Here is a 13638-nt window from a genome sequence, read left to right as displayed (position 1 = left end):
GAGTCGTGGCGAAAAAAATTTGTAAAAAAAATTAAATAGATCGATCCAAATGCGTATAACCACCATCAACATAAATAATCTGTCCAGTAGTATGGCTTGATTTTTCAGACAATAAGAAAACCACCATATTAGCGATTTCTTCAGCGGTTGTCATTCTGTTTTCTAAGGGAATATTTTTCGTGATCGCTGCCAGCTTTTCTTCTTTATTTTCAAAAGTATTGATCCACGTTTCGTATAGTGGGGTGTAACATTCGGCTACGATTACAGCGTTTACACGAATGCTGTATTTTAGTAATTCAACCGCCCATTCTCTGGTTAAAGCATTTCGTCCACCGTTTGAAGCAGCGTACGCTGAGGTTCCGCCTTGTCCGGTTTCAGCAGTTTTAGAACCGATGTTTACGATTGCACCTTTTGATTCTTTCAAATACGGAAGCGCGTGCTGTGCCATTAAATAATAATGAACCAAGTTTTTGTGAAGCGAAGCAGCGAAATCTTCATAATTTCCGTTTTCTAGTCCAACGCCGTCATTAACTCCGGCATTGTTTACCAATCCGTCAATTCTTCCGAATTTGGCAATTACGGCTTCAACGGCTTTTTTGCAGTCTTCTGGTTTGGTTAAGTCGGCAGCAGCTTGATGCGCTTCTTTTCCAATGGCTTTTAATTCTTCTACGGCTTTGATGTTGTCATTTTCGTTACGTCCTACGATAAACGGAATCGCATTTTCTTCGGCCAGAACTTTAACAATTCCTAAACCGATTCCTTTTGCACCGCCCGTAACGATGATGATTTTTTGGGTTAATGATAACTGCATGATTTTTATTTTAATTTAAATACTGTTTAAGTTCGAGTTTTTTTTGCCACGACTCAAGCGATAGCGAACAGGCGAAGCAATTACACCAATTTGCACCAATTTTAAAATAATTTAAAAAAGAAATTAGCGAAATTCGTACAATTCGTGGCAAAAAAACAAAACTCTTTTAAAAATTTACAGCTGTTGTTCATGACAAACAACAGCTGTAAAAATAGAGAGAATTAGAACTGATATTTATTACCAGAACTTAACATAAAGCGCGATAATGATCAGCATCGTGATTACGATTAAGACCGTTGTCTGCGGTTTAACTTTAAACATTCCAGGCTCAGTCTCGAATGCTTTAGGGTTTACTTTTGGTCCAGCGAAACTGATTAGAATCATCGCAATCATTGTAAATAAGAATGATAATCCCATACAGATGTGGAATGGAATTTCGAAAGCTCCTTTTCCGTTAGGGTAAGCTGTATATAAAAGTGTGTCGTTTCCAAATAATGCAGGAGCGTATTCGTTGAATAAAACCGATAATACAAATCCTAAAATTACACCCACGATAGCTGCTGCTCCTGTAGTTCTTTTCCAGAACATACCTAAGAAGAACATAGCAAAAACTCCAGGGCTAATGAATCCAGTATATTTTTGGATGTATGTAAATCCACCAACACCACCGATTCCTAAGATGTCATTCCATGTAAATAATACCGCTAAAAGCATGGCAGCAAATACCGCAAGTCTACCAATGTTTACCTGTTGTTTTTCTCCAGCATCTTTTTGAATGTATTTTTTATGAATATCTAATGTATAAATTGTTGAGATACTGTTTACTTTTCCAGCCAAAGAAGCTACGATTGCAGCAGTTAAAGCCGCAACAGAAAGTCCTTTTAATCCTGTTGGAAGGAATGTTAGAATGGCAGAATAAGCACCATCTTTTCCTCCAACCAATTGAGGCAATTGTCCGTTTGTGTAAAGAACGTAAGCAGCAATTCCAGGAAGCATTACGATAAGCGGCATTAATAATTTTAATAAACCAGCAAATAAAATTCCTGTACGAGCTGTTTGCAAATCTGCTCCAAGTGCTCTTTGTGTAATGTATTGGTTACATCCCCAGTAGTTTAAGTTGATGATCCAGATACCAGCAGCGTAAGATAACAATCCTGGGAAAGTTAAATATTTATCGATTTCTAACTGCGAAGAAGTTGCAGTCGGTTTTGGAATAATCATTTTGAAATGCTCAGGCGCTTCTTTCATTAACACTTTGAAACCAGCAATTGCATTTTCACCAACTCCAAAAGCACTTCCAACAGTTGTAAGAGCGATATAAGAAGTTACCAAACCTCCGATAATTAAAACGGCTACTTGAATAACGTCTGTGTAAGCCACAACTTTCATTCCTCCAAGAGAAATAAATAAAGCAAAAATGGCTAATCCTAACATGATTACGTGCAGATATTCTCCACCAGCAAGACCGTTAATGGCAACAGCTCCTAAATAAAGAATAGAAGTTAAGTTTACAAAAACGTATAAAAACAGCCAGAAAACTGCCATAATCAAAGCAGTAGATTCGTTGTAACGAGTTTTTAAGAATTGAGGCATCGTGTAGATCTTATTTTTAAGATATACAGGAATAAACCATACCGCCACGATGATAAGAGCAACGGCAGCAAGCCATTCGTAAGCAGCAACAGCGATTCCTAAAAAGAAACCTTCACCACTCATTCCGATGAATTGTTCTGCAGAGATATTAGAAGCAATAAGAGAAGCACCAATTGCCCACCAAGTTAAATTTCCTTCAGCCAAAAAGTAAGCCTTAGCATCTTGTTCGTCCTGTTTACGTTTGCGGTAAACCGTGTAACCGTAGACCGAAACTACGATAAAATAAATAATAAAAACCGCATAATCTGCGACAGCAAGGTTTTGGTTCATTGTTAGTAGTATTTTAAATAATTATTATAGGGTTGTTTGTTTATGTGGTTCTAAATTGGTTTTATGTTGTTTAATCTTGTTAAAAATGAAAGATGTGTTTTATTTCTGTTATTTTTTTGCGAAAATAAAAGCAGAAGCCAAATGTAAAATAAAAATTTAGAAATCGGCCATTAGTAAATGTGTTTTTTACATTTATTAATAACAAATTGTGTTAAATTTTTGATTTTCGACTAAATTCCAACACTTACTCTTACGCTTTTACCAGACTTTTGTAATGCACATCCGAAAGTTGTCTCAAGATTTCGGCACTTTTTTCTGGAGTAATGTCTCGTTGAGATTCTCCCATCATTTCGTACCCAACCATAAATTTCTTTACAGTTGCCGACCTTAACAACGGTGGGTAGAAGTGCATGTGAAAGTGCCATTCTGGATGAAGCAACCCATCTGTTGGCGATTGGTGAATTCCTGAAGAATATGGAAAAGAAGTATTAAATAAATTGTCGTACTTCGTGGTAAGCTGCTTTAAGATTTTCGCGAAAGCGGTACTTTCTTCAGCAGTAAAATCGGTGATTTTGTTTACGGCTCTTTTGCTTACAATCATAGTTTCGTAAGGCCAAATTGCCCAGAAAGGAACTAATGCTACAAAATGATCATTTTCGATTACAATACGATCGCCCACTTTTAATTCGGCTTTGACATAATCTTCCAATAATGTTCTGTCATTTTTATCGAAATATGATTTTAAGCTGTTTTGCGTTTTTTCAACTTGAGTTGGAAGAGACGATTGCGCCCAAATTTGGCCATGTGGGTGCGGGTTGCTGCAACCCATAACGCTTCCTTTATTTTCAAAAATCTGAACGTGGTTGATGAATTTAATATTTCCTAAATCGGTATATTCTTTCTGCCAAGTTTTAATGATGTTTTCGATATCAGCAATTTCCATTTCTGGCAATGTTAGATCGTGTCTTGGCGAAAAGCAAACCACTCTCGAAATTCCCTGTTCTGGTTTAGCTTTAAAAAAAGTATGTTTAATATCGTCTTCAAAAATAATTTCGTCCTGCTTCATTGCCGCAAAATCATTTTCAAAAACAAAACTGTTTTCGTAAGCAGGATTATGCGCTCCGTTGGCGCGAACATTTCCTGGGCATAAATAGCAAGTTGGGTCGTATTGCGGAAGTTCTTCGGTAGAAATAACTTCGTTTTGTCCCTGCCAAGGGCGTTTTGAACGGTGAGGAGAAACCAAGACCCATTCGTTAATTAGTGGGTTGAAGCGTCTGTGCGGATCTTCGTTAATGTCAAAATTTTTCATTGTAGTGTGTTGTGGTTTTTAAAGTAGCGTTGTTCCGTTTGAGATTTTTACATCATAGAATTTTAATTCAATTCCAAATGTATCTAAATAAAGCTTAGAGAACTTACGTTTTACCTCATTTTCGTGTCCTTTTTTAACTAAATTGATAGTACAGCCGCCAAAACCGCCGCCCATTAGTCTGGCACCAACGATGGCTTCATCTTCTTTTGCGGTATCAACCAACATGTCCAATTCTTCGCAGCTTACCTCATATTCTTGAGATAAACCATAGTGTGTTTCAAAAAGCAATTCGCCCAAAAGTTCGATATTTCCTGCGTCTAAAGCTTTGCAAGCCTTGATCACACGATTGATTTCTTTTACTACGAAATGAACTCTGCTGAAAACTTTTCCAGAAAATTTGTCTTTTAGACTTAAAACCTGTTCTTCGGTTGCGTCTCTAAAGCTTTTTACTTCTGGAAAATGGCTTTTTATGATTGACAAACCTTCTTCGCACTCAATTCTTCTCGTATTGTATTCTGATGTAAAAAGCGAATGTTTTACATTAGAATCAAATAAAATTAGAGAATAATCTTTGAAGTCGGCGTTGTGATATTCAAAATCTAAAGTATTGCAATCTAACTGAATAACTTTGTTTTCAAGTCCGTGAACACTAGAAAACTGATCCATAATACCGCAGTTGATTCCAACCCAGTGTTCTGCTTTCTGACCTAATAATGCGATATCTTTTTTCTCCAATTTTAAATCAAAAAGAGATTTAATTCCGAAGATCATTCCGCATTCTAAAGCTGCCGAAGAAGATAATCCAGAACCAACTGGAATATTACTGCTGAAAACGCAGTTAAAACCTTCAAACGAAAAGCCATTATCCTGCAATTGTTTGATAACTCCACGAATATAATTGGTCCAAACAACATCGCTCAATTTTACTTCTTGAGTCAGATCGATTTCAAATTCTTTGTTTAAATCAATCGCAATCACTTTTGAAGTTTTGGTATTATTTTTAGCGAAAGCGAAACAGATTATCTTGTCAATTGCGGCAGGTAAAACATAACCGTCATTGTAGTCAATATGTTCTCCAATGATGTTGATTCTGCCTGGAGAAAGTACCGTTTTTTCTGGAGAAGCTCCGAAAGATTTCTCAAAAAAAGCAGTGGTATTCTGTATTAAAATATCATTCATTATATAGTTAGTTGTATTGTGGTTTTTTGGTTAATTTAAATTTTCAAATTTGTAAAGCGTTTTCTGAGTGTATTCTTCTCCTTTTTTCAAAACAGCATTTGGAAAATGAGCATGATTTGGAGCGTCTGGGAAATTTTGCGTTTCAAAACAAATTCCGCTTTGTGCATTGTAATCTACATTTTCTTTTCCTTTTAGTTTTCCGAAACAATTTCCGCCTACATATATATGTACACTTGGCTGATCTGTGTAAACATTCATTCGTAGATTATTTTTTAAGCTGATTAACTGTGCCACAATTTCTGTTTTAGAATTGACTACGAAAGAATTGTCAATAGGAAACGGACAGTTTTTTGGCGTTCTGAAATCAAAATTATGATTGGTTAAATCGGTGTAATTTCCAGTTGGAATATTGTCTGGATTTGTTTCCAGCATTTTAGCCGATTTGATAAACATTTGTTGTTCTAAAACATTTGCATCGTGCCCGTCAAGATTAAAATAACTGTGATGCGTTAGGTTGATAACGGTATCTTCTGTTGAGGTTGCTTTATATTCTAGCTTTAATTCGTTCTCTTCGGTTAAAGTATACGTCAAGAAAACAGTCATTTCTCCTGGAAAACCTTCATCTAAATGTTCGCTCAAGAGACTAAAAGTAACAGATGAATTTTCTCCAGAAATTACATTTGCTACATTCCAGATTCTTCTTCCAAATCCCATGTCTCCGCCGTGAAGTGTATTTCCGTTATTGTTTTCATCAAGTTTAAATTCGATATCATTAAGGCTAAAAGCACCTTTATGAATACGTCCTGCATAACGCCCAACGGTAGTTCCGAAATAAGGAGCACTTGGCAAATTATAAGATTCTAAATACGCTTCTATATTATCGAAACCTAAAACCACATCTACCAGTTTTCCGTTTAACGGAATTTGGATCGAAGTTACCGTTGCACCATAATTGATGATCTGAACTTTCATTCCGTTTTTGTTAACTAGATCAATTGAATAAATTTCATCCTTATTAGGCATTAAACCAAACAATTTACAATTAGGATTCTCCTTTAAATGCGATATGTGTTTTATTTCCATAAAAATTTTACCAAAAGTGAAATCCAAAAATAGAAACATTTATTATTTTTGCATACCAGTACCTACCAGTTTTTAATATTAATAGTCAAAATGACTTTATCGTGAGCATCATTTCAATTCAAAATAATATCGGTCTGCCAAAATATAAGCAGATTATTCTTTCAATAGAAAAAGCTATTGAAGAGGGGAATTTAGTTAAAGGTGACAGGCTTCCGTCGGTCAATAAAGTTTGTTTGGCTTTTTCTTTGTCTCGAGATACGGTCTTGCTGGCGTATGACGAATTGAAGAAAAGGGGAATTATTTATGCCATTCCTGGAAAGGGATATTACGTTAAAAGCGTTGAAATCACTATAACTCAGAAGGTTTTTTTGCTTTTTGACGAATTGAATATTTTCAAAGAAGACATTTATAATTCGTTTTTAAAAAATATCGGAAAAAATGTTCAGGTCGATATTTTCTTTCATCATTTTAATGTTCAGGTTTTCAAAAAACTGCTAAATGACAGCAATGGGAATTATACCAAATATATTATCATGCCGACGAACTTAAACGATATCGTCGATTCTATAAAAACCCTACCAGTAGGCGACGTAATTATTTTGGATCAGACCAATTCGGAATTGAAAATGTTCCCAGCGATTTACCAGAATCATCAAAAAGATATTTATGAAGGTTTGATGAAAGGCAAATCTCGATTGTCAAAATACAAGAAATTGATTTTGATTTTTTCTGGTTTTAGAGAGCCTCTGGGAATGAAACAAGGTTTTGAATCGTTTTGCCAGACGTATGGTTTTGAGTATGAAATTATCTCAGATTTCAGCAATCAGTCTATTGCTTTGGGAGATTTGTACATTATTCCGCACGACCGCGATCTGCTTTTGGTTATAGAAAATGCCATTAATCGAAATTTAAAACTCGGAGAAGACTTCGGAATTATATCTTATAATGAAACGCCATTGAAGAAAATTGCGGCAAATGGCATTACAACGATCTCGACCAATTTTGAATTGATGGGAAAAATTCTAGCCGATATGGTTCTAAAAGGAACAAAAGAGCAGATCGAAAACAGATCTGCTCTTATTATGCGGAATTCTTTGTGATGTTTTTTTTTGCCACGAATAGAAATTTAGTTTGTCACCCTGAGCGAAGTCGAAGGGCGCTCCAATAGGAACCGGGCTTCGACTCCGCTCAGCCTGACAATCGGGAGTGTTGAAAACTTAAACACATAGAAGCATAGATTTTAGGACCATCTAAAGAAAAAAAACAAATCTAGATTTGAACACATAGCTATGTGTATTTAAACAAATGAAATGCCTTTTGTAGACAAAGTAAAACTATGATTCTATGTGTTGAAAAAAAATTAAAGATTAAGAACAAAATCGTTAAGTAATTTTTCTTCATATTTCTCTTTATTAAAAGTATATAAATAAGAACCTTTGCGAGAAGACTGCATGTCTTTTTCGTCTAGTTTATTTAAGATTTCCAGAGAATTTATTTTACTGATGAAATTTCTTTTGTCCAATTCTTTGCTCAAAATCGCTTCATATAATTCTAAAAGCTGGCGCATGGTGAATTTTTCAGGAAGCAGTTCAAAACCAATTGGTTTTATAGAAGTTTTGTATCGAAGTCTCTTAATCGCATTCTGCACCATTTCGTTGTGGTCGAAAATTAAATTTGGCGCATCATTAATTGGGAACCATTCTGCATGATAATTCTGGATCAGTTCTGCATTGTGATTTTCTATATTAATTAGAGCAAAATAAGAAACCGAAATGGTTCTTTCTACCGGGTCACGATCAATTTCACTGTAAGCATACAACTGCTCCATGTAAATATCGTTAAGACCTGTATATGTATTTAATATTCGGGTTGCGGCAGCATCTAAAACTTCATCGCGTTTTAGAAATCCTCCAATCAAAGACCATTTTCCTTTTTCAGGCTCAAAATCTCTTTGAATAAGAAGTATTTTCAGACCGTCATTGTCAAATCCGAAAATGATGCAGTCTACTGCCAGTAAAACTTTATCAGCAGAGCTATAACTATTTAGCATATATATTAATTTGGTGTGGTAAATATATGAACTTCTTAAAAGCTATCATAATTTATTAATGTAGATTTTACACTTACATAAATAACTGCTCAAATGTAAAGTTAAAAAAGTTAGATTTTACACAAAAATAACACACAAATCTCCATTTTAAGATTTTTTTAAGAAAAAAACAGGACAGTCAAGGATAGTTTTTTGTAAAAAAAGGTTCTGTTTAGTCAAAAACGATCTAAAATAAACAATCCTTTACCTACAAAAATATCATTTTTTTCCATTCAAAACATTAAAAAACAGAATATTTCTTCAATTTTTTATTGGAGTCGTTTTTTGATTAAAAAACGACTTTTTCATTAAAAGTGTATTTTTTACACAATTAAAACTTAAAAAACGACTGGTTTTTTGAAAAAACTATGAATTTTTAAATGTTAATTCAACACTTAATTTGCGATATGTGTTTTTTTTCAGCTCTTTTTTTGTGATATTAATTTGTTTACGTGGTTTTTTTTTAGTTAAATTTACAAATGTAAGATTAACACTTATTAACTAAAACCACTAACCAATCTTAACTAAACCATTATGATTACAAAACAAAAATTACTTTTGTATTGCAATTTTCTATTGCCAAAAACGAACTGGATTTTAGCAATATTAATGCTATTATTTTCTGTAAATCAGTTGTCTGCTCAAGGCAAAACGATTACAGGGGTTGTAACATCGGCGCAAGACAATCTTCCTTTGCCGGGTGTAAACATTATTATAAAAGGAACCAAAACAGTTGCTGCAACTGGATTTGACGGAGAGTATTCGATTAAAGCATCGCCAAATGATGTTTTAGTTTTTTCATTTATAGGATTTCAGAACAAAGAGATAGTCGTAGGAAGCCAGTCTAAAATTGATGTGGCTTTGGGCGAAGACACCAATAAACTTAATGAGGTAGTTGTTATTGGTTACGGAACTCAAAAGAAATCGGACTTAACGGGTTCTGTAAGTGTTGTTAATCTAGAATCGGCTAAAAAAGTAGTTACGTATGATGCTGCCAAAATGCTTCAAGGACAAGTGCCAGGCGTTACGGTACAGTCTTCGGGAGAACCGGGAGGTTTTGTCAATGTAAAAATTAGAGGGATAACTTCATTTAGTAACAATAATCCGTTGTTTGTTATTGACGGGATCATGGTCGATTCTCCATACGACTTTGCTCCAGGAGAAATAGAATCGATGCAGGTTTTAAAAGACGCTTCGTCTGCTGCTATTTATGGTGTTCGCGGTGCCAATGGTGTCGTAATTATTACGACTAAAAAAGGCAGACAAGGCAAAATGGATATTAAATTCAAGTCGATTGTAGGTCTTCAAAATGTGGCTAAAAAATGGGATGTTACAGATCGCGTAGGATATCAGAAAATCACTAGTGAAGCTGAAAGAAACAGAGATATTAGAGCAGGAGTTCCTGTAAGTATTGCGCCAGGAAATGACCCAAACAGTCCTTCGTATATATCAAATGTAAACACAGATTGGCAGAAAGAATCTTTTCAGACGGGTGTTGTACAAAATCAAGCTCTTACATTTACTGGTGGTGCAGAAAGTATTGCCTATAGTTTTAATGTGGATTATTTTAAAAATACAAGCTACATCAAAACGCCTCAAGATTATGAGAGATTGTCAACCAATTTAAATTTGAATGGTAAAAAAGGAAGATTTAAATATGGTGCGAAAATAGCCTATACACAATCTGATAAAGAAATTTTTAATGAATACAATGCTGGACAAACTGTTGTAAGTGACATTTTAGGAGCGGTTCCGACTATGCCAGTTTACGATTCCAATAGACTTGGAGGTTATGGAGGTACAGATAACTTGACTCAGAGAGCTATTTCGATGAACCCAATTGGATACAACAATTTAATTGACAACAACGGAAAAAGAAATCGTTTCATTGGAGACGTTTGGGGAGAAGTTGAAATTGTAAAGGGTCTTAAATACAAATTAGACGTAAGTTATGACAGAACAGATTGGGAAACTAGAAAGTTTATTCCGCCAAGTGATTTAGGTTGGTATTATATTACTACAAATGATGAAGCTTCTCTAGATGTTGAAACTGGAAATGAATTGAGAACATTTTTGAACAATTTACTGACTTACGAAGTTACATTAGGCAAACACAAAATTGATGCACTTGCAGGTTGGATTCAAGAAAAAAGAGATTATCATAGGTATAATATGAGAGGTGTAGGTTTTACTCCAAACGACATTCCAATGCTTCAATATGCAGATGCTAGAAATGCATCTGAGTATAAATTTACAATTACTGGAGTATCTTATATCAGCAGATTAAATTATGCTTATGATGACCGTTATTTGTTGCAAGCGAATTTTAGACAAGATAAAACATCGCTTTTCAGCGAAAAAAATAATTCAGCAAACTTTTACTCTTTTTCAGGAGGATGGAAACTTAGCAATGAGAAATTCTGGACATTGCCAGAATGGATGAGCAATATTAAACTTAGAGGAGGTTATGGTACTTTAGGGAATAACACTATTTCGCAATATTTCTTTGCTTCGACAGTAAACAGTTTTGCAGGATATGATTTTAATAATGAGCTTGCTCCAGGAACAACGGTAGTAGCGGCATTGGATCCGAATGTGAAATGGGAGAAATCTACGAATTCAAATGTTGGAATCGAGTTAGGATTCTTCAATAATGATTTACAGTTTACAGCAGAATATTTCATTAAAAAATCAGATGATTTATTATTAGGAGTTCCACTTCCGTTTTCTACAGGAGCATTTCCGGCAAGTGTGACAACAAATGCAGGATCAATGAAAAACTCAGGTGTAGAGTTTACAGCGTCATACAGCAATCATCATCATAAATTTAAATATGATATTTCTGCCAACTTTGGAACACTTAAAAATGAAGTGACTAAAATCGGTGTAAACGGAAACCCTATTTACGGAGCAGTTTCTAAAACGGAAGTAGGAAGATCGGTAGGAGAAATGTTTGCTTGGGAAGCGATCGGAATTTTCCAGAATGCGGCTGAGGTTGCGTCTTCTCCAACACAAACCGGCGCAGCTCCTGGAGATGTGAAATTTAGAGATGTAAACGGTGACGGAGCTATAACTGATGCTGATAGAACGTTTCAAGGCGTAACGATTCCTAAATATGGCTTCGGATTTAATTTCAGCGCTTCTTATTCCAACTTCGATTTCTCCATGTTTTGGCAGGGAGCTGGTGGAAATAAAGTATTTAATGCCATGTACCGCAACTTAATGATTGGTCAATACACGAACCATCATACAGACGAATTAAATTATTGGACTCCAACTAATACCAATACCAATATTCCGGCTCCAGTTATTGGAGATCCAAATGGAAATGCTAGAGATTCAAACAGATTTATTGAAAGCGGTGATTATTTGAAACTGCAGACAATGGAAATCGGTTATAACATTCCGCTTAAGGATAAATTTATTGAAAAAGCTAAGGTTTACCTAAATGGTCAAAACTTGTTGATTATCTCTAAATATAAAGGATACGATCCTGACTTTAACAGTGACGGATTGCTTTCAAGAGGATATGATGCAGGATCTTTTCCAAATCCGAGAACAATTTCTTTAGGAGTAGAAGTGAGCTTCTAAACCAGGTCTAACCATTAAAACGTATTAAAATGAAATCTAAAATTTTTAGCTATATAACCGTTTTCCTTTCATTAGCCTTGGTAACAACAAGCTGTGTGGACAACGAAGATTTGACTCAACTGGATCCAAATAATGATTCTGTCGATAATTTTTGGAAAACAGATGAAGATGCACTGCAAGGTGTAAATGCAACTTACGGAAGTTTACTGACAGACGGAACTTACATGAGAAGTACGCCATTATTGCTGGACGTAAAAGCAGATGATTCTCGTACAAATAGCCCTTGGGGTTCTATGTACAATGTTGGACATTTCAACTCTAATGTAGCAGATCCTGCTATTTATGGTTGGGCTTACGAAACCTATTATCAAGGTATTTACCGTGCTAATCAAGTATTGACAAATGTTCCAGGAATTGAATTTGAAGATGAAGCTTTAAAAAACAGAATTATAGGACAGGCTTATTTCTTAAGAGGATTGTATTTATTTCACGCTGTAAATTTATTTAAGAATGTGCCGCTTCCAACAGAATTAGCGGTTTACTATCCTCAAAAAACACAAGAAGAAGGTTGGGCACAAGTTATTGCAGACTTTAAAGCTGCTGCAGAATTGCTTCCAACGACTTATGTTGGTATTTCAGGATTAGACGCAGGACAAAAAGGACGCGCGACTAAAGGTGCCGCATTAGGATATTTAGGAAAAGCCTATTTGTTTACTAAAGATTTTACTAATGCAAAAAGTACTTTTAAACAAGTAATAGATTTAGGAGTTTATTCTTTAGTAAATAATTATAGAGACAATTTCACAACGGCAAACGAAAACAATTCAGAATCTCTTTTTGAAGTGCAATTTAGCAGAGATGCCGGCGGAGTTGATTTAGGTTGGGGAGGTGCTCCTGCTTCTGGCTGGGGAAAAACTTCTGCACGTGCAATTACATACGCACCTCGTGCTTTCGGATGGACAGACGTACAACCGACGTGGGCATTATTTAATGAATTTAAAGAAGAAAAAACGGTATCTGGCGCAGAGGATCCGCGTTTAGAAGCTACTATTTTCTACAACAAACCAGGCGGCATGCAATTGTACGGAAAAGATTTTGCTACATTTTATGCTTCAAGCCCAGCCGATTTAAACGATTTATTCTGTAGAAAATACCAAAACTCTGACGGACAATTTGCAGACGAATACGATTGGCGTTCTGGAATCAACGAGCGTTTATTGCGATATGCCGATATTCTATTAATGTATGCTGAATGTTTAAACGAAACAGGAGATACTCCTGGAGCTTATACTTACATTCAAATGGTAAGAAACAGAGTAAATCTTCCTGACTTGGCAACTGTAAAACCAGGAATGAGCCAAGCACAGATGAGAGAACAGATTGGCCACGAAAGATTTTTAGAATTCCCTCTTGAAGGACACCGTTTTGACGATATCCGTCGTTGGGGATGGCTTCAAGATCCAGCTAAATTAGCTTGGCTGAAAGCAAGAGATGCCGAATTTAATTCTTATACAGCAGGAAGAGAATATTTCCCGATTCCGCAATTAGAAATGGATAACAATCCGGGAACTATCCAAAACGACAGTTATTAATATTTATTTGAGTTAGTTAGATACCTAATATCATGTGAAGAATTGTCGCTTCACATGATAT

At 35.3% G+C, this 13638-nt stretch carries 9 protein-coding genes; 3 read left to right on the top strand and 6 right to left on the bottom strand.

The annotated features are described in order from the left end of the window. Positions 1-31: 31 nt before the first annotated feature. The 5 genes from ACWA1F_RS02915 to ACWA1F_RS02895 all read right to left on the bottom strand — a co-directional run bounded on the left by ACWA1F_RS02915 (position 32) and on the right by ACWA1F_RS02895 (position 6305). Complete coding sequence (locus tag ACWA1F_RS02915) at positions 32-811, bottom strand: SDR family oxidoreductase (protein WP_456891447.1); 780 nt, start codon at positions 809-811, stop codon at positions 32-34. A 237-nt stretch (positions 812-1048) separates the two neighbouring features. Further along, positions 1049-2734 (bottom strand): sodium/sugar symporter, encoded by a 1686-nt coding sequence (locus ACWA1F_RS02910; RefSeq protein ID WP_306154172.1) that lies wholly within the window; start codon positions 2732-2734, stop codon positions 1049-1051. A 250-nt stretch (positions 2735-2984) separates the two neighbouring features. Further along, entirely contained in the window at positions 2985-4043 is a 1059-nt protein-coding gene (locus ACWA1F_RS02905) for a UDP-glucose--hexose-1-phosphate uridylyltransferase (protein ID WP_456891445.1), read from the bottom strand. Between the two features lie 18 nt (positions 4044-4061). Next, positions 4062-5222, bottom strand: a complete 1161-nt coding sequence (gene galK, locus ACWA1F_RS02900) for a galactokinase (protein WP_456891443.1) — start codon at positions 5220-5222, stop codon at positions 4062-4064. A gap of 30 nt (positions 5223-5252) precedes the next feature. Then, positions 5253-6305: an aldose epimerase family protein gene (locus ACWA1F_RS02895; protein WP_456891441.1), complete on the bottom strand. Its 1053-nt coding sequence runs from the start codon at positions 6303-6305 to the stop codon at positions 5253-5255. Positions 6306-6406: 101 nt separating this feature from the next. On the opposite strand from ACWA1F_RS02895, the gene ACWA1F_RS02890 reads away from it, so the two are divergent. Then, complete coding sequence (locus ACWA1F_RS02890; RefSeq protein WP_456891439.1) at positions 6407-7405, top strand: GntR family transcriptional regulator; 999 nt, start codon at positions 6407-6409, stop codon at positions 7403-7405. A 260-nt stretch (positions 7406-7665) separates the two neighbouring features. Here the strand turns inward: ACWA1F_RS02890 and ACWA1F_RS02885 are convergent, their stop codons facing one another. Further along, positions 7666-8355, bottom strand: coding sequence for an NUDIX hydrolase (locus tag ACWA1F_RS02885; protein WP_306154181.1), 690 nt, complete (start codon positions 8353-8355; stop codon positions 7666-7668). Positions 8356-8928: 573 nt separating this feature from the next. On the opposite strand from ACWA1F_RS02885, the gene ACWA1F_RS02880 reads away from it, so the two are divergent. Both ACWA1F_RS02880 and ACWA1F_RS02875 read left to right on the top strand, forming a co-directional pair. Continuing rightward, positions 8929-11985, top strand: coding sequence for a SusC/RagA family TonB-linked outer membrane protein (locus tag ACWA1F_RS02880; RefSeq protein WP_456891436.1), 3057 nt, complete (start codon positions 8929-8931; stop codon positions 11983-11985). 29 nt (positions 11986-12014) lie between these two features. Next, a complete protein-coding gene (locus ACWA1F_RS02875; RefSeq protein ID WP_456891434.1) occupies positions 12015-13577 on the top strand; it encodes a RagB/SusD family nutrient uptake outer membrane protein in 1563 nt (520 codons plus the stop codon). Positions 13578-13638 lie beyond the last annotated feature (61 nt).

Source organism: Flavobacterium erigeronis (assembly GCF_054075165.1).
Note: the sequence above shows the minus strand (reverse complement) of the source record. Positions and strands in the feature narration are given on the sequence as shown.